This is a genomic window from Streptomyces sp. NPDC041940 (assembly GCF_055589465.1).
The window spans coordinates 224,840-241,354 of sequence record NZ_JBVJBP010000013.1; the positions used below are offsets into that span (position 1 = coordinate 224,840).

At 70.6% G+C, this 16,515-nt stretch carries 14 protein-coding genes; 6 read left to right on the plus strand and 8 right to left on the minus strand.

Annotation, left to right across the window (positions count from 1 at the left end):
• Positions 1–130: 130 nt before the first annotated feature.
• Entirely contained in the window at positions 131–1,264 is a 1,134-nt protein-coding gene (locus tag ACZ6I3_RS23130) for a dipeptidase (RefSeq protein WP_469416970.1), read from the plus strand.
• 13 nt (positions 1,265–1,277) lie between these two features.
• On the opposite strand, the gene ACZ6I3_RS23135 is transcribed toward ACZ6I3_RS23130, so the two are convergent.
• Both ACZ6I3_RS23135 and ACZ6I3_RS23140 read right to left on the minus strand, forming a co-directional pair.
• Positions 1,278–1,670, minus strand: coding sequence for a VOC family protein (locus ACZ6I3_RS23135; protein WP_469416971.1), 393 nt, complete (start codon positions 1,668–1,670; stop codon positions 1,278–1,280).
• Between the two features lie 14 nt (positions 1,671–1,684).
• Positions 1,685–2,056: a VOC family protein gene (locus tag ACZ6I3_RS23140; protein ID WP_469416973.1), complete on the minus strand. Its 372-nt coding sequence runs from the start codon at positions 2,054–2,056 to the stop codon at positions 1,685–1,687.
• Positions 2,057–2,172: 116 nt separating this feature from the next.
• Between ACZ6I3_RS23140 and ACZ6I3_RS23145 the strand changes: the two genes are divergently transcribed.
• Entirely contained in the window at positions 2,173–2,679 is a 507-nt protein-coding gene (locus ACZ6I3_RS23145; RefSeq protein WP_469416975.1) for a CGNR zinc finger domain-containing protein, read from the plus strand.
• 97 nt (positions 2,680–2,776) lie between these two features.
• Here ACZ6I3_RS23145 and ACZ6I3_RS23150 read toward each other — a convergent pair whose 3' ends face one another.
• Positions 2,777–4,120 (minus strand): UDP-glucose dehydrogenase family protein, encoded by a 1,344-nt coding sequence (locus ACZ6I3_RS23150; protein ID WP_469416976.1) that lies wholly within the window; start codon positions 4,118–4,120, stop codon positions 2,777–2,779.
• Positions 4,121–4,309: 189 nt separating this feature from the next.
• Between ACZ6I3_RS23150 and ACZ6I3_RS23155 the strand changes: the two genes are divergently transcribed.
• A complete protein-coding gene (locus tag ACZ6I3_RS23155; RefSeq protein WP_255961298.1) occupies positions 4,310–5,467 on the plus strand; it encodes an acyl-CoA dehydrogenase in 1,158 nt (385 codons plus the stop codon).
• Between the two features lie 202 nt (positions 5,468–5,669).
• On the plus strand, positions 5,670–6,035 hold the full coding sequence (locus ACZ6I3_RS23160; RefSeq protein WP_469416977.1) for a four-helix bundle copper-binding protein: 366 nt from the start codon (positions 5,670–5,672) through the stop codon (positions 6,033–6,035).
• A 61-nt stretch (positions 6,036–6,096) separates the two neighbouring features.
• On the opposite strand, the gene ACZ6I3_RS23165 is transcribed toward ACZ6I3_RS23160, so the two are convergent.
• Positions 6,097–7,377 (minus strand): LCP family protein, encoded by a 1,281-nt coding sequence (locus ACZ6I3_RS23165; protein ID WP_469416978.1) that lies wholly within the window; start codon positions 7,375–7,377, stop codon positions 6,097–6,099.
• Positions 7,378–7,496: 119 nt separating this feature from the next.
• Here ACZ6I3_RS23165 and ACZ6I3_RS23170 point away from each other — a divergent pair, with 119 nt between their 5' ends.
• On the plus strand, positions 7,497–8,054 hold the full coding sequence (locus ACZ6I3_RS23170) for an acyl-CoA thioesterase (RefSeq protein ID WP_391114231.1): 558 nt from the start codon (positions 7,497–7,499) through the stop codon (positions 8,052–8,054).
• A 31-nt stretch (positions 8,055–8,085) separates the two neighbouring features.
• Here ACZ6I3_RS23170 and ACZ6I3_RS23175 read toward each other — a convergent pair whose 3' ends face one another.
• Positions 8,086–9,567, minus strand: coding sequence for an LCP family protein (locus ACZ6I3_RS23175; RefSeq protein WP_469416980.1), 1,482 nt, complete (start codon positions 9,565–9,567; stop codon positions 8,086–8,088).
• A gap of 127 nt (positions 9,568–9,694) precedes the next feature.
• Here ACZ6I3_RS23175 and ACZ6I3_RS23180 point away from each other — a divergent pair, with 127 nt between their 5' ends.
• Positions 9,695–10,732 (plus strand): glycosyltransferase family 2 protein, encoded by a 1,038-nt coding sequence (locus tag ACZ6I3_RS23180; RefSeq protein WP_469416981.1) that lies wholly within the window; start codon positions 9,695–9,697, stop codon positions 10,730–10,732.
• 56 nt (positions 10,733–10,788) lie between these two features.
• Here ACZ6I3_RS23180 and ACZ6I3_RS23185 read toward each other — a convergent pair whose 3' ends face one another.
• The 3 genes from ACZ6I3_RS23185 to ACZ6I3_RS23195 all read right to left on the minus strand — a co-directional run bounded on the left by ACZ6I3_RS23185 (position 10,789) and on the right by ACZ6I3_RS23195 (position 16,478).
• Positions 10,789–12,381 (minus strand): LCP family protein, encoded by a 1,593-nt coding sequence (locus ACZ6I3_RS23185; RefSeq protein ID WP_469417029.1) that lies wholly within the window; start codon positions 12,379–12,381, stop codon positions 10,789–10,791.
• 515 nt (positions 12,382–12,896) lie between these two features.
• On the minus strand, positions 12,897–14,663 hold the full coding sequence (locus tag ACZ6I3_RS23190) for an LCP family protein (protein WP_469416982.1): 1,767 nt from the start codon (positions 14,661–14,663) through the stop codon (positions 12,897–12,899).
• Positions 14,664–14,849: 186 nt separating this feature from the next.
• The gene (locus tag ACZ6I3_RS23195; protein WP_469416984.1) at positions 14,850–16,478 is read right to left on the minus strand and encodes an LCP family protein; all 1,629 of its coding nucleotides are present in this window, start codon (positions 16,476–16,478) and stop codon (positions 14,850–14,852) included.
• Between the last annotated feature and the right edge of the window lie 37 nt (positions 16,479–16,515).

Genomic DNA, 16,515 nt, shown 5'->3' on the forward strand with positions numbered 1-16,515 from the left:
CGCCCCGCCCACGTACATCCCGGGGCACCCTGGACGAGGTGATCCGTACTCCGAACGCCCCGCTCACCAGGAACAGCCCTGCGCTCCGTGCGACGGTGACCGTACGTCACGAGCACCGTACGGAGCCGCCATGGCAGATCTCCAGCACGACCTGCGCCCGGCCGCCGCAGCCGGAGAGTTCGACGACCTGACCGAGCAGTACCCCGACGAGGGTGTCGTCGCGGCGGAGCCCTACGAGCCCGTCTCCGATCCGGACGACGCGCCCCTGACCCGGGCCCACGCCGTCCTCGCCGCCCACCCCGTCGCCGACGGGTACAACGGACTGCCCTGGGCGCTCAAGCGGCTGTCCTACTACGACCTCGAGGACGGCGAGAGCACCGTCGACACGGATGTGCCCCGGCTGCGCAGCGGCCACGTGGGCGCGCTGTTCTGGTCGCTGCACCTGCCCGAGGGCCTCGACGGCGACCGGGCCGTCGGCGCCACCCTGGAGCAGCTCGACCTGGCGAAGTCCATCGTCCGCACCTGCGACGAGGGCCTGCGGCCCGCCTCCACGGCCGGGCAGGTCGCCGACGCCCGCAACTGCGGCCGCGTCGCCGTGCTCCTCGGTCCGGCCGGGGCCTCGGCCGTGGGCGACTCGCTGGGCACCCTGCGCCAGCTGCATCTGCTCGGCCTGCGGGCCCTGACGCTGACCGGTGTGTCCTGGGCGAGCGACGCGGGGCTGACCCGGTTCGGCGAGGAGGTCGTGCGCGAGATGAACCGGCTCGGTGTCATCGCGGACCTCTCCGGCGCCCCGGAGCAGACCGTCCGCCGCGTGCTGAGCCTCTCCCGGGCACCCGTGCTGTTCAGCCGCTCCGCGGCCCGCGCGATCCGCCCCCACCCGGTCAACCTCCCCGACGACCTGCTGGCCGAGCTGGGCGCGGCCAAGGGGCTGTGCCTGGTGCCGCTGACGGCCGAGCAGACCGGCCCGACCGTCCGTGACGTCGCCGACCACCTCGACCACATCCGTGCCGTGGCCGGGGCGCAGTGCGTCGGACTGTCCGGCACCTACGACTCCGGCTCCGCCCATCCGCAGGAACTCGGCGACATCTCCTGCTATCCGCGGCTGATCGCGGAGCTGCTGCGGCGCGGCTGGGAGGAGGGCGATGTGGCCCTCCTGACCTGGGGCAACGTCCAGCGCGTCCTGCGCGGGGCCGACTTCACCGCGCGCGCCGCCCAGCAGCGCCGCGCGCCGTCGAAGGCGACGATCTCGGAGCTGGACGGGTAGACCCCCGCCCGGGTCAGTCGTGCGCGATCCGGCAGAGGCAGAACGGGTGGCCCGCCGGGTCCGCATAGACCCGGAAGTCCTTCTTCTCGTCGCCCTCCTTGTCCAGCACCCGCGCCCCCAGCGCCAGCACCCGCTCCTCGGCCGCGTCGATCTCCTCCCAGGTCGCGCCGCCGTCGAAGTCCAGGTGGAACTGCTGGGCGTCGCGGTCGGAGCGGGGCCACTGAGGCGGCGTGTGGCCGGGCGAGCGCTGGAACGCGAGCCGGGGCCCGCCGGGGAGGCGCAGCACCACCCAGTCGGGGTCGTCGTCCTCGGGGGTGCCGCCGCCGAGCCCCGCGTAGAAACGGGCCAGCTCGCGCGGGTCGGGGCAGTCGACGACCACGGAACGGAAATGTGCCACGGCGGACATGAGGCCTCCCGGTGTCAGCAGGCGCAGAGGCAGAACGGGTGCCCGGCCGGGTCGGCGTAAACCCGGAAGGTCCGGGAGCGGTCCTCGGCGTCCAGCGGCTTGGCGCCGAGCGCCAGCACGCCCTTCTCGGCCGCGTCCAGGTCCTCCACGACCAGGTCGAGGTGGAACTGCTGCGAGTGGTCGGGCGACGGCCACGTCGGCGGTACGAACCCGGGGGCGGCCTGGAAGGCCAGGGGTGTGGCGCCCGGTACCTTCAGGTCGACCCACTCGTCCTCCCCGTCGGTCGCGACCTCCGGCGTGCCGCCGAGCAGTTCGGCGTAGAAGGCGGCGAGCGCGTGCGGGTCGGGACAGTCCAGGACGACGACGCCCAGCTTGGCGAGAGCCATGACTTCCTCCTCGGAGCCGCGGTTACCCTCAAAGGTAGGTAACCAGTAACCGTTACTGCATGCTCCCCCATTGGCGGTAACCTCGCAAGGGAAAACGCGAGAGGTACGGTCCAGTCATGACGGAGAGATCGCCCGCGCCCGGCGGCCTGGCCCTGGTCGAGGCCCTGGTGAACACGCTGGACATCGAGTCGGGCGCCGACGCCCTGGACTCGCCCGAGGGCCGGGCGCGCTTCGGGATCACCCCGGACGAGACGGACCGGGCCCGCGCCCTGCGCGAGTCCCTGCGCGCGACCCTCCTCGCCCACGCCGGCCACCCACCGCACCGCGAGACGCCCCCGCTCGGCGAACTCCTCGCCCGGGCCCCGCTCGTCGTCACGGTCGACCCGACGGACGGCACGGCCGCCCTGACCCCCGCCGACGACCACTCCCTGCACGCCCGCGTGGCCGCCGCCGTCGCCGAAGCCCTCGTCGCCGGCACATGGACCCGCCTCAAGGCCTGCGAGGCCGCCGACTGCCTCTGGGCCTACTACGACCGCAGCCCGGCCGGCCGCGGCCGCTGGTGCTCGATGCAGGTGTGCGGGGCCCGCGCGAAGATGCGGCGCTATCGGGCGAAAGGGATGTGACCCGCCCGCGCACGGGTCCGGTGGGGCAGAATGCACGGTGACGCCGGTTCGGCCGACTGAGCCTCGGCCGAACCGGCGTCACCTTTCTCACACATCGTCAGGCCTTGGGGCGCCCCATCGCGCGGTACGTCCAGCCGGCCTTGCGCCAGCGGTCCGGGTCGAGGGCGTTGCGGCCGTCCAGGACGAGACGGGTCGACGCCACTTCGCCGAGGGCCTCCGCGTCCAGCTCCCGGAACTCCCGCCACTCCGTCAGATGCAGCACTATGTCGGCGCCCCGGACGGCCTCCAGCGCCGAGTCCGCGTAGCCCAGGGTGGGGAAGACCCGGCGGGCGTTGTCCATGCCCTTCGGGTCGTAGACCGTCACCTGGCCGCCCTGGAGGTGGATCTGCCCGGCGACGTTCAGCGCGGGGGAGTCCCGTACGTCGTCCGAGTCCGGCTTGAAGGTCGCGCCCAGCACCGCCACCCGCTTGCCGAGGAACGGCCCGCCGCCCAGCGCCTGCCGCGCCAGCTCCACCATCTGCCCGCGCTGGCGCATGTTGATGGAGTCGATCTCCCGCAGGAACGTCAGCGCCTGGTCCGCGCCCAGCTCACCGGCGCGCGCCATGAACGCCCGGATGTCCTTCGGCAGACAGCCGCCGCCGAAGCCGATCCCGGCCCGCAGGAACTTCTTGCCGATCCGGTCGTCGTAACCGATGGCCTCCGCCAGCTTGGCGACGTCACCGCCCGCGGCCTCGCACACCTCCGCCATGGCGTTGATGAACGAGATCTTCGTGGCGAGGAAGGAGTTCGCGGAGGTCTTCACCAGCTCCGACGTCGGGAAGTCCGTCACCACGAACGGCGAGCCCTCCGCGATCGGCGTGGCGTACACCTCCCGCAGCAGTTTCTCGGCCCGCTCGCTGCGCACACCCACCACCAGCCGGTCGGGATGCAGCGTGTCGTCGACCGCGAAGCCCTCACGCAGGAACTCCGGGTTCCAGGCCAGCTCGGCGTCCTCACCGGCGGGCGCGTGCGCGGCCAGATAGGCGGCGAGGCGGTCCGCGGAACCCACGGGCACGGTCGACTTGCCCACGACCAGGGCCGGACCGTGCAGATGCGGGGCGAGCGAGGCGATCGCGGAGTCGACGTACGACATGTCACAGGCGTACTCGCCGTGCCGCTGCGGAGTGTTCACGCAGACGAAGTGCACATCCCCGAAGGCACCGACCTCGGCCCAGTCCTGGGTGAAGCGCAGCCGCCCGCTGGAGCCCTCGATGCCGGAGACGTGCTTGCGCAGCAGCTCTTCCAGCCCCGGCTCGTACATCGGCGCCTCGGCGCGCTCCAGTTTCTCGATCTTCTCGGGCACGACGTCGAGGGCGAGCACCTCGAAGCCCAGCTCGGCCATGGCCGCCGCGTGTGTCGCGCCGAGATAACCGGTGCCGATCACGGTGATCTTCAGGGCCATGGGGTGCTCCAGGGGTCTACGGCATGCGGTGCGCGCCCGAGCATAGCCGGGGCATGGGAGCGCGCTTCACTGGGCAACTTCTCCGCTGTCGTCTAGCTCACGTATCACTCCCGGGGACGACCCCATAAACTTTTGATTACTTAACGGTAGTTAGCGTCAGCATCGCAGCGTTTTGGAGCGTGAGAGACCTTGGCCGGATCGGCTGACTTCGACCTGTACCGCCCGTCCGAGGAGCACGACATGCTCCGTGACGCCGTCCGCTCCCTGGCCGAGGCGAAGATCGCGCCGCACGCCGCCGCGGTGGACGAGGAAGCCCGCTTCCCGCAGGAGGCGCTCGACGCGCTCGTCGGCAACGACCTGCACGCCGTGCACGTACCCGAGGAGTACGGCGGCTCGGGCGCCGACGCGCTGGCCACCGTCATAGTGATCGAGGAGGTCTCACGCGTCTGCGCCTCCTCCTCCCTCATCCCCGCGGTGAACAAGCTCGGCTCGCTCCCGGTGATCCTCTCCGGCTCCGAGGACCTCAAGAAGCGGTACATGACCCCGCTCGCCAAGGGCGACGGCATGTTCTCGTACTGCCTCTCCGAGCCGGACGCCGGCTCCGACGCCGCCGGCATGAAGACCAAGGCCGTCCGCGACGGCGACCACTGGATCCTCAACGGCGTCAAGCGCTGGATCACCAACGCGGGCGAGTCCGAGTACTACACGGTGATGGCCGTCACGGACCCGGCCAAGCGCTCCAAGGGCATCTCGGCCTTCGTCGTCGAGAAGTCGGACGAGGGCGTCTCCTTCGGCGCCCCCGAGAAGAAGCTCGGCATCAAGGGCTCCCCGACCCGCGAGGTCTACCTCGACAACGTCCGTATCCCCGCCGACCGCATGATCGGCGAGGAGGGCACCGGCTTCGCCACGGCGATGAAGACCCTCGACCACACCCGCATCACCATCGCCGCCCAGGCCCTCGGCATCGCCCAGGGCGCCCTCGACTACGCCAAGGGCTACGTCCAGGAGCGCAAGCAGTTCGGCAAGGCCATCGCCGACTTCCAGGGCATCCAGTTCATGCTCGCCGACATGGCCATGAAGATCTCGGCCGCCCGCGCCCTGACCTACCAGGCCGCCGCCGCCTCCGAACGCGGCGACGCCGACCTCACCTACCAGGGCGCCGCCGCCAAGTGCTTCGCCTCGGACGTGGCGATGGAGGTCACCACGGACGCGGTCCAGCTCCTCGGCGGGTACGGGTACACCCGGGACTACCCGGTGGAGCGCATGATGCGCGACGCCAAAATCACACAAATCTACGAGGGCACCAACCAGGTCCAGCGCATCGTCATCGCCCGCAACCTCCCGTAAGGCACCTCACGGCCGCCGCTCCGCTCCACCGGTCGCCCTCCGCCCGTTCCGCCGGGCCGGAGGGCGACCGTCGTTCCGGGAGGCCCTGACGCACGCATGGCGGATTACTTCCCTCCGCCCCATGGCGGGCAGCGCCGCGCAGGCGTAGGACGGAAGGCACGGGGGCCGACCCCGGCCCTCCCCGTCCCCCCCGGAGGAAGTCATGACCCAGCAGCCCGCCACCATGACCCCGCTGAGCAAGGAGATGCAGGACTGCGTCCAGGCGTGCATGGCCTGCCACAGCGTGTGCGAGGAGACCATGAGCTCCTGCCTGCAGATGGGCGGCCCGGCCCAGATGCAGATCATGCGCGCCGTCATGGACTGCGCCGAGATGACGCGCATGTGCGCCGACATGATGATGCGCCGCTCGCCGCTGTCGGCCGAGATGTGCGCGATGTGCGCCAAGGCCTGTGACATGTGCGCCGAGGCGTGTATGTCCATGCCGGACGACACCCAGATGATGCGCTGTGCCGAGGCGTGTCGCCGCTGTGCCGAGATGTGCCGCTCGATGTCGGCCGCCACGATGTGAGGACCGCCTCACAGCAGTCGGGGGCACCCCTCATGGGGTGCCCCCGACCGCGCGTCGGTGCTCAGTTGCTGGAGACGGTGACCGTCTCGTCGTTCTTCAGCTGGTTCACCAGCGTCTTCACCTTGGCGGTGTCCCACTGGAGGTTGCCGTTCGCGGAGTTCCCCGAGATCGGCATGTTCATCGACTTGCCCTCGCCGCCGCTGACGCCCTTCATCGCCCAGAACATGGACGCCAGGTCGAACAGGCCCATGTCCTTGTCGACCACGAGGGAGTCCAGGCCCGCGCCCATGGTCGGGTACAGCTTGAACGGGTTGAGGACCGTGCTCGGCGTGGCGACCTGGTTGGCCAGGGCCGACAGGAACTTCTGCTGGTTCTTCGTACGGTCCAGGTCGGAGCCCTTGAGGGCGTAGCGGGTGCGGACGAAGGCGAGGGCCTGCTCGCCGGTCAGCGTCTGCTTGCCCTTCTTGAGGTCCGCGCCGGACTTGGTGTCCTTGATGTCCTGCGGGATGTCCATCTCGACACCGCCGACCGCGTCCACGATGCTCGCGAAGCCGCCGAAGCCGATCTCCACATAGTGGTCGATGTGCAGGTCCGTGTTGGCCTCGACGGTACGGACCAGCAGCTCCGGGCCGTCCTCCGCGTACGCCGCGTTCAGCTTCGTCTGGCGACCCGTGCCCGGGTAGGACTTGCCGGAGTCGGAGCCCACGAACGACGGGATCGTGACGTTCGAGTCACGCGGCAGGGAGACCAGCGTCGGGCCGTTGCTGCCGGTGTGCAGGATCATCATCGAGTCCGTGCGCTTGCCCTCGGCGGAGCCGGTGCGAAGTCTCTTCTTCTCCTCGGCCGACATGCCCGCGCGGCTGTCGGAGCCGACGATGAGGTAGTTCGTGCCCTCGCCCGCCTCCGGCCGCTCGATGACCTTCGACAGGTCGACGTCGCGGTTGAGCTTGGAGTCGGCCCAGAAGTACGTGGCGACGCTCGTCACGACCAGCACCGTCACCAGCGTGATGGTCGTCACCTTGATACGGCGGCGCCAGTTCGGCGCGGGACGCGGCTCGTACATGCCGTCGCCCGGGCCGCCGGGGCCTCTGCCACCGGGGGAGCCGTAGACCTGGCCGGTGTTGTAGCCGCTGTCGTAACCGCCGTCGACGTACGACGGCTGCTGCGGTACCCCGCCGCCGTACGGCGGCGCACCGCCGTACCCGGCCTGCCCGGGCGACGGCGCCGGGCCACGGCGGACCTGCCGCATGACGCGGGCGCTCTCGGGCTGTGCGCTCGAGCTTCCGTGTCCGTAGCGGTTGCCGCGGTTGTCGTCGGACCGCCCCTCGGGCCAAGTGTTCATGCGGACCAGTGTGCAGGTCCCTGTAGTGCGCCATACAAGAGTCGTCGGAAAATCAGAGCACGGCTGTGGCGAAGCTGACACAAAACGTCCCCATACCGCCTCGGCATAGGGTGGGGGCCATGACAGACCAGGCCCCAGCTGCGGATTCCGGCAGTACGGATATCCCGGGCAAGCCGACTTCGGCGTCCCGCACCACCCTCAGCCACATCATGACCCACAACGACACGAACCTGCTGGGGACCGTGCACGGCGGGGTGATCATGAAGCTGGTCGACGACGCGGCGGGGGCCGTGGCCGGGCGGCACTCCGGAGGCCCGGCGGTCACCGCGTCGATGGACGAGATGGCGTTTCTGGAACCCGTCCGTGTCGGTGACCTCGTTCACGTCAAGGCGCAGGTCAACTGGACCGGCCGGACCTCCATGGAGGTCGGCGTCCGGGTCCTGGCCGAACGCTGGAACGAGTCCGCCCCGGCCACCCAGGTCGGCTCCGCCTACCTCGTCTTCGCCGGGGTCGACGCCGACGGCAAGCCCCGCCGGGTCCCACCGGTCCTCCCGGAGACCGAACGCGACAAGCGCCGCTACCAGGAGGCCCAGATCCGCCGCACCCACCGCCTGGCCCGCCGCCGCGCGATCATGGAGCTGCGGGAGAAGCGGGCGGCGGAGGGCTTCGAGGACTGACCGGCCCGGCCTCCCGTCCTCCGGCGAGCTTCTACGAGCAGGCCACCTCGTCCCCCCGCACCACCACCCCCGACTCGCCCTGCCCCGTGTCCTCCGCCCGCACCTTGCGTACGCGTTCGAAGTCCGTGCCCGCGATGACCTTCAGGGTCGCGCCCAGACCCGGGGCCGCGCGCAGTTCGCTGCCCGGCAGGGCCGCCGCGAGGGACTTGGCGGAGCGGTCCCAGCGGGGGTCGTAGACGATGACCGTTCGCTTCACGTCGGGGGTGGCGGCGTTCACCGGGGCCCCGGTCGTACGGAAGCCCGTCGCGACCAGCGCCGCGTCGACCCGGCGGCCGAGGCCGGGCGTGGGGGTGCCGTTCTCCACCTGGACGCTGATCTGCTGCGGGGCGACCGGGACGACCCGGGCCTCGCTGCGCGGCCGCCGCACGGACAGGGGCTGGTCCGCGCGCAGGGCGTGGAAGAGCCGCTCCGCCTTCACGGGGTCCCACTTCAGCGTCGAGCCGACGCCCTCCACGGCGTATCCCAGCTGCCCGATCGGGACGGTCGTGAACTCGGAGGAGGAGGGGGAGAAGTTCCGCATGGCCCGGCCCAGGGCCAGCATCTCGTCCGTGCCGAAACCCTTGTCGGCCCGGACCGAGCCGAGCACCGCCCTGGTCACGTCCCGGAACTTCATCGGGTTCAGCAGGATCCCGGAGGACATGACCCGCTCCACGAGCGCCGCCATGAACCGCTGCTGCCGTTTCATACGGCCCAGATCCGACGCCCCGTCGACATGGCGTGCGCGCACATACTGAAGCGCCTGCCCGCCTTCGAGCGTGTGGCGCCCGGCCGGCAGGTTCAGTCCCGTGTAGGTGTCGCTCAGGGGGGCGGCCGTGCAGATCTGCACGCCCCCGACCACGTCCACCGTCTTCATGAAGCTCGTGAAGTCGACCTCCAGATAGTGGTCGATCTTCACCCGGGTCATGTTCTCGACGGTCCGCACGGTCAGCGGCGCCCCGCCCTCGGCGTACGCCGCGTTCAGCTTGATCGGGTGGCCCTCGTGCCGTCTGCCCGTCGTACGGTCGACATGCGCCGGCGTCACGGCGTACGAGTCGCGCGGCAGGCTCACCACACTCGCCCGCTCCCGGTCCTCCGAGATGTGCACGATCATCATCGTGTCGGTGCAGTGGCAGGGCGCGCCGCCGAGCCGGTACTTCTGCCGCTCGTCCTGGCTGATCTTCTCGCGGCCGTCGGTGCCGACCAGCAGGACGTTCATGCCGTGGCCCGCCTCGGGCCGGTTCTTCATGTCCTTGAAGGCGTCGACCCGGGCGATGTCCGCGTCCAGGCTCGTGACCACCGCGTGCCCGATGCCGGCGGACGCGAGGACCACCACGGACAGCGTGGTCGCCGCCCGCATGCCCCACCGCGGCTTCCCGCGCCGCACGGGCCTGCGCGGGTGCCGGCGGGAGGAGGGCGGCTGCGGGCGGCGCTGCGGGGCGGCGGTGGTCCGGGGGGACCGCGGCGGCGTGGGCAAGAGGACACCTCCGGACGAGGGCCGTACGTGGGATCCGTGACACCGTAGGCCGATACGATCTGCAGCCCGCGGTACCGGCCCGGCGGCGCGCAACGGTGTCCCCCGTTCGCGGTAACGTGAGGCCCCTATGAACGCCAATCCCGACGTGCGCCACCCCGCCGTTTCCGTGATCATGCCCGTCCTCAACGAGGAACGGCATCTGCGGGGAGCAGTCCAAGCGATCCTCGCGCAGGAGTACGCCGGCGAGATGGAGGTCGTGATCGCCCTGGGTCCGTCCACGGACCGCACGGACGAGATCGCGGCTCAGCTCGTCGCGGACGACCCGCGTGTGCACACCGTCCCGAACCCGACCGGCCGTACGCCGGCCGCCCTGAACGCGGCGATCAACGCCTCCCGCCACCCGATCGTCGTACGCGTCGACGGGCACGGCATCCTCTCGCCGAACTACATCGCCACCGCCGTACGGCTCCTGGAGGAGACCGGCGCGCAGAACGTCGGCGGCATCATGCACGCCGAGGGCGAGAACGACTGGGAGCACGCCGTCGCCGCCGCGATGACCTCGAAGATAGGGGTCGGCAACGCCGCGTTCCACACCGGCGGCCAGGCGCAGCAGGCCGACACCGTCTACCTCGGCGTCTTCCGGCGCGAGGCCCTGGAGCAGCAGGGCGGCTACAACGTGGAGTTCGTCCGCGCCCAGGACTGGGAGCTGAACTTCCGCATCCGTGAGGCCGGCGGGCTGATCTGGTTCTCGCCCGAGCTGAGGGTGTCGTACCGGCCGCGGCCGAGCGTGAAGGCCCTCGCCAAGCAGTACAAGGACTACGGCCGCTGGCGGCATGTCGTCGCCCGGTACCACGAGGGTTCGATCAACCTGCGCTACCTCGCCCCGCCGACCGCCGTGTGCGCGATCGCGGCCGGGGTCGTGGTGGGCGCGCTGCTGACCCCGTGGGGCTTCGTGGTGCCCGGCGGTTATCTCGCGGCGATCCTCGCCGGTTCGGTACCGGCGGGCAAGGGGCTGCCGCTGAAGGCGCGGCTCCAGATTCCCGTGGCGCTGGCCACCATGCACATGTCGTGGGGCTGGGGCTTTCTGACCAGTCCGCGGGCGCTGGCCCGCAAGGTGATCGCGAGCCGTCGGCCGGCGGTGCGCGCGGACGCCTCGGCGAGCTGAGTCACCGGCGTGTCGACGCGGGCCCTTTCCCTCAGCGGGAAAGGGCCCGTCGTCGTTCAGTCCCAGGTGAACGCCGGGTTCACGTGCATGCAGGCCTTGTCGTCGGCGCCGTTGAGCGCCTCGGCCGACTTCGGGGTGCTGTCGTTCTTCTCGGGCGCCTTGTAGGACGTGCCCTCCCGCCAGTCGGCGCCCACGACGAGGGTGATGCCGGAGACGTCGGTGGACCGCTGCACCGAACTCAGCGGGATGCCCAGGGCCTTGGCGAGACGCTGGGCGTCGCCCTCCAGGTCGGCGCTCGGGTAGCGGACGACGGTCCTGTCCTCGGTCCACGACCCGTTGGTGTCGGCGACGGCCTGGGTGAAGCCCTCCTCCTTCAGCAGGCCGGCCACCGTGCCGGCGCGTCCCCGGGCCGCGGCCAGGGTGTCGGTGCGGGTGCCGTTGCGGACCTGGACGGGGATCTCGTCGTCGGCGGCGGCCGGGTCGGCGGAGGCCTGCTCGGCGGCGGGCTTCTTCGCCTTGTCCTTGCCGTCCAGGGCGATGTCCTCCCGCACCAGCCGGAACAGCTGCTCGGCGTCCTCCGTGGGCTCGACGCGGGCGCCGACGTAGCGGTTGGGCATCGTGGTCATGGTGATGCGCTTCGGCTCCACCCTGCGCAGCTCGTCGCTGAGGTCGTAGAGCTTCTTGACGGTGTCGAGTCCGGGGTCGACCGTCATGGCCCGGGTGGCCTCCTCGGCCAGTCTGCGGAGCTTGTTCGGGCTGCTCAGGGTCATGTTGTCGCGCAGCTGGCGGACCATCGCGTTCATGTACATGTGCTGGGCCTTGGCGCGGGCGAGGTCGCTGCCGTCCTCGAAGCCGTAGCGGGTGCGCAGCCACTGCAGGGCCTGCTCGCCCTGGATGTACGAGGTGCCCTTCTCCAGTTTCAGGCCCGAGCCCTTGCCGTCGGAGGTACGGGAGCGGATGTTGGCGTCGACGCACACGGGGACGCCCCCGACGGCGTCGGCCATCGACACCACGCCCGCGAAGTCGACCATGATGAAGTGGTCGATGTGGATGCCGGTGAGCTCCTGCCAGGTGGCCACGGCGCAGCCCGGACCGCCGTGTCCGAGGCTCTGGTTGGTCATCGTGCGCCCCTGCGTCGCCTGGTACACCTTCCCGTCGTCCGGGTCGGTGCACTTCGGGATCTTCACGAGGGTGTCGCGGGGCATGCTGATGACCGACATGTTGGTGCGGTCGGCGGACAGGTGCAGCAGCATCTGGACGTCCGCGAGGGGCGTGCCGCCGAACGTCTCGCGGGCGCCGCCGAGTTTCTGGTTCTCCTTGCTGTCCCGCGCGTCGGAGCCGATGAGCAGGATGTTCAGCGGGGTCTGCCCGGCTGCGTTGGGCGTCGGAGCGGCGACCTTGCCGTCGCCGAGGTTCAGGGTGTCCTTCTTGATGTTGCCGTTGAGATGCCGGTAGTAGAGGTAGCCGGACCCGGCCGTCCCGAGTATCAGCACGGCCAGCACGACAGCGGACCACTTCAACACCCGCCGCCTGCGCGCGAACCGGCCCCCACGCCGCCGACCGCCTTCCCCACCGTCGCCGCCGGGTGAGTTCGGGGCGGTCGCCGATGCGCTGTCGCGGCCGGGCGTACTCGTGCTTCCCGCCGGCAGGTCGTCGGCGTCTGGTGCGCTCGAACTCCCTGTCGACAGGCGGTCGGTGTCGGGGGTGCTCTCGCTTTCCGCCGGTGGGCGGTCGGTGTCGGGGGTGCTCTTGCTTCCCGTCGGAGGGCGGTCGGTGTCGGGGGTGCTCGGGCTTTCCGCCGACAGGTCGTCGGCCTCGAGGGCGCTCTCGCTTCCCGCCGACAGGTCGTCGGCCTCGAGGGCGCTCTCGCTTCCCGTCGGAGGGCCGTCGATGTCGGGCGTGCTCGGGCTCCCCGCCGACCCGCCCTCGTCGGCGGGCGTCTCCGCGTCTCCTGTCGACGTGTCCTCGCCGTCGGGCGACTGGCTGCCCGTCGTCGGCTTCTCCTCGCCCGGGTCCGGTTCGTGGCGGACGCTCTGCCGCTTACCGTCCTCCCGCACACCGCTCTGCGTCACTTCCCCGGTCCTCTCCGCCCCCCGGCGCATGCAGCAGGCCCGCCCTGCCTCCTGTTAGACGCACGACGGGCCTGTCAGTTGCCCTCAAAGGGTCAACTAGCGCACTTCACCTTGTCCGCGGTGGACTTCTCCACGTCCGCCGCCTTGGCCGGGGCGTTGAGCTTCACGCCGGCACCCTTGAAGTCCTTGCCGAGGGTCAGGGTCATCGCGGGCACGCCCTGGGAGTTGGTCACGCTCTCGCCGGGCTTCATTGCGGACCCGGACAGCCCCATGATGTCGGCGAGGCGGCGGGCCTGGTCGGCCTGGTCGGGGGCGTACTCGAGGGTCGTCCTGGCCAGCTCGGCGGGCGCGTTGCCGGCGTTCTCCGACTTGGTCACGCCCTCCTCGACCTGGAGGTACTGGAGGGTCGTCTGCGCACTGCCGCCGACGGCACCGCCGTTCATGATCCGCACCCGTACCTCGGAGGCCGCGGCCTTGGTGCCCTTCAGCCGGGCGGCCTGGGCGTCCTTCTCCTGCTTCTCCTGCTGCTTGACCTCGGTGAGCGACACGTCGTTCTCGATCATGTCGAACACCTGCGGGGCCTTGGAGTCGTCGAGGACGACCGTCGCCTTCACCGTCTCCGCCGGGTTGTCCACCACCGGCACCGTCGTGAAGCTGATGTTCTTCGTCGGCACCTTCTTCAGTTCGAGGGCGACGTCCTTGAGCGTGCTGACCCTGCCGATCGCCTGGTCCACGGTCAGCGCCTTCGTCGCGGCCTCGGCCAGGTTCAGCAGCTTCGAGGGACTCGTGAGGGTGTCGCTGGAGGCCATCTTCCGCATCAGCGACCCCAGGAACTGCTGCTGCACCTTGATCCGGTCGAGGTCGCCGCTGTTGCCGAAGCTCTTGCGCGTACGGACGAACGCGAGGGCCTGCTCGCCCTCGACCGTCGACTCGCCCGCGGGCAGGACGAGTTTGGACTGCTTGTCGTTGACGGCCTTCTCCACGCAGACGTCGACCCCGTCCACCGCCGTCGTCAGCGTCTTCACCGCGTTGAAGTCGGCCATCATGAAGTGGTCGACGGTGATGCCGGTGTTCTCCTTCACCGTGCGCATCGTGCAGCCCGGGTCCCGGCCGCCCTCCCCGAGGCTCCGGTTGAAGCGGACGCCCCGAGTCCCCGGGACGACCTTCTCCGAGCCGTCCTCCAGCTTCGTCGGGCAGTCGGGGATGTTCACGATCAGGTCGCGGGGGATGCTGAGCGCGGTCGCGTTGGAGCGGTCCTTGGCGACGTGCAGCAGGATCGTGGTGTCGGCGTGACCGGTGCTGCCCTTGTCGCCGTAGCCCCCGTTGCCCTCACCGGTGCGCTTGTCCGTACCGATGATGAGGACGCTGAAGGCCTCGTCCTTGCTGAAGTTGCTGGCACCCGCGCTGCCGACGTCGGTCGTCGAGACGTTGCCCTCCAGGTGCTGGAGGTAGAAGTAGCCGGCCGCACTGACCCCGACCAGCACGAACGCCATCGTGCCGCCGGTCCACAGCAGCACCTTCTTCGCCTTGTTCGGCTTCTGCTGCACCGGCCGGCGCCCACCGCGGCGCCCCGGCGGCGGCTCCTCGGGAGCACCGCGCCGCCTGCGCTGCGGCGGAACGTCGGTGCGGGTCGCGCCCCCACGGGAGGCGGCCCCACGGGAAGCGGCCCCACGGGAAGCCCCCTCACGGGGTGCGGCCGAACGTGCGGGTGTCGAACGTGCGGTGGCGGTACGAGGAGCCGTCCGCGACTGCGCTGCGGATGGATTCAGTCGCAGTTCGTATTCGCCGGTGTTCGGATTGAGTACCCACTGGTCTGCGGGGTCCATCTGTTCCCCCCGCCCACGGCGTTGCGCGTCCACGGTTGTCCGATTCCTCCGTCGGGGCACGCGGCGCCTTCTCCCCCCGGAAGGCGCGCGGGTACTTGGTCATCACAGAAGCACTGGATCGCTCACACTATCCGCCCAGTTGAACGCCGGTGTGCGCCGAATGACAAATTCGACGTCCCTACATTTGGGCAATCCAGCCCAATTCCAAGCTGTGAATCTCTACCAGCGGTAGGGCGCGTACACGTTCATGCACTTACCGGCGTCCGAACCGTTGAGCGCGTCCGCGTCACCGGGCAGGTCTCCGGCCTTCGGCGCCGGCTGCTTCGGATACGCCGTCCCCGTACGCCAGTCGGCGCCCACGACGACCGTGACGCCGGACACGGCGGTGGAGTGCCGCACCGAACTCAGCGGAATGTCCAGCGACTTGGCGACACGCTGGGCATCGCCCGCCAACTCGGCGCTGGGATAGCGCACGACGGTCCGCTCCTCGGCCAGCGCGCCCGAGGTGTCCGCCACGGCCTTCGTGAAGCCCTGGCCCACGAGCGACTGGGTGATGGCGCCCGCGCGTCCGCTCACCGGGCCGAGGGTGCTGGAGCGCGTGGCGTTCTGCACCAGGACACCGATCTCGCCGTCCGCCGCGGCCGGATCCCGGGAGGCCTTCTCGTCCTTCCCGGGCTGCGTCTTCTTCGCGCCCGGCTTCCCGCCCTTGCCGTCGAAGGGCACGTCGTCGCGGATCATCTCCCACACCCGGTCGGCGTCGGTGCCGGCCGGGATCAGGTGGTTGGCGTCCTCCGGGTCCGCGGCCGTGGGTAGCGTCGTCATGGTGATGCGGTCCGTCGGCACCGTCTTCAGCTGTGCCCCCAGGTCGTACAGCTTCTTCACCGTGCCGATCTCCTCGGAGACGTGCAGCGACTCGGTGGCCGCCTCCGCGAGGTCCGTCAGCCGGCCGGTGTCGGTGAAGACGTTCTGCGACTTGAGCGTGCGGATCATCGAGTTCATGTACATGTGCTGCGCCCTGGCCCGCAGCGGGTCGCTGCCCCAGGCGTGACGGGTGCGCAGCCACTGGAGGGCCTGCTCGCCCTGGACCTTCGTCCGGCCGGCCTTCAGCTTCAGGCCGGAGCCGCCGGGCACACGGGGCAGCGGGCGGTCCCACACGTTCTGCTCCACGCACACCTCGACCCCACCGATGGCGTCGGCCATCTTCACCACGCCCGCGAAGTCGATCGTCATCCAGTGGTCGATGTAGACCCCGGTGAGGTTCTCCCAGGTCGCCAGCGTGCAGCCCGCTCCGCCCCGGGCCAGCGAGGCGTTGATGATCGTGTTGACCGGCGGGTACGTCCGGCCGGACTTCGGGTCGGTGCACTTGGGTATGTCGACCCGGGTGTCGCGCGGAATGCTCACCACGGAGGCGCTCTCGCGGTCCGCGGCCAGGTGGATGAGCATCTGCACATCGCCGCGCGGCGGAGTGCCGCGGTCGTTCCTGGCGCCGCCCAGCTTCACGTTCTCGTCGGAGTTACGGCTGTCGGAGCCGATCAGCAGGATGTTCAGGGGCGTCTGCCCGGCCGCGTTCGGAGCGGCCCGCCGCGCCTTGGAGTCGCCGCTGCTGCGCTGGCCCTTCTCGATGTTGCCGTTCAGGTGCTCGTAGTAGAGGTAACCGGCGCCGGCGGTCGCGAGGACCACCAGGGAGAGGGTGGTCGCCGACCAGCGCAGGACACGGCGTCCGCGGCGGGCCCGACGGCCTCTGCGACCGTCCCCGCCGCCCGGCCCGGTGGATCTGCCCGGGGCCGGCTCACGCGGAACCGCACCCGGTTTTGTCCCTTCCCCATACACACCGCTGCTGCGCGCCATCTGCTTCCCCCACCCCCGTGTCACCGAAAAGGCCTGC

Bases quoted from the DNA above. Each gene is read 5' to 3' on its own strand.
- ACZ6I3_RS23180 (WP_469416981.1), top strand. From the start codon at position 9,695: ATGAACGCCAATCCCGACGTGCGCCACCCCGCCGTTTCCGTGATCATG.
- ACZ6I3_RS23170 (WP_391114231.1), top strand. From the start codon at position 7,497: ATGACAGACCAGGCCCCAGCTGCGGATTCCGGCAGTACGGATATCCCG.
- ACZ6I3_RS23150 (WP_469416976.1), bottom strand. From the start codon at position 4,120: ATGGCCCTGAAGATCACCGTGATCGGCACCGGTTATCTCGGCGCGACA.
- ACZ6I3_RS23140 (WP_469416973.1), bottom strand. From the start codon at position 2,056: ATGGCTCTCGCCAAGCTGGGCGTCGTCGTCCTGGACTGTCCCGACCCG.
- ACZ6I3_RS23195 (WP_469416984.1), bottom strand. From the start codon at position 16,478: ATGGCGCGCAGCAGCGGTGTGTATGGGGAAGGGACAAAACCGGGTGCG.
- ACZ6I3_RS23145 (WP_469416975.1), top strand. From the start codon at position 2,173: ATGACGGAGAGATCGCCCGCGCCCGGCGGCCTGGCCCTGGTCGAGGCC.
- ACZ6I3_RS23135 (WP_469416971.1), bottom strand. From the start codon at position 1,670: ATGTCCGCCGTGGCACATTTCCGTTCCGTGGTCGTCGACTGCCCCGAC.
- ACZ6I3_RS23130 (WP_469416970.1), top strand. From the start codon at position 131: ATGGCAGATCTCCAGCACGACCTGCGCCCGGCCGCCGCAGCCGGAGAG.
- ACZ6I3_RS23165 (WP_469416978.1), bottom strand. From the start codon at position 7,377: ATGAACACTTGGCCCGAGGGGCGGTCCGACGACAACCGCGGCAACCGC.
- ACZ6I3_RS23160 (WP_469416977.1), top strand. From the start codon at position 5,670: ATGACCCAGCAGCCCGCCACCATGACCCCGCTGAGCAAGGAGATGCAG.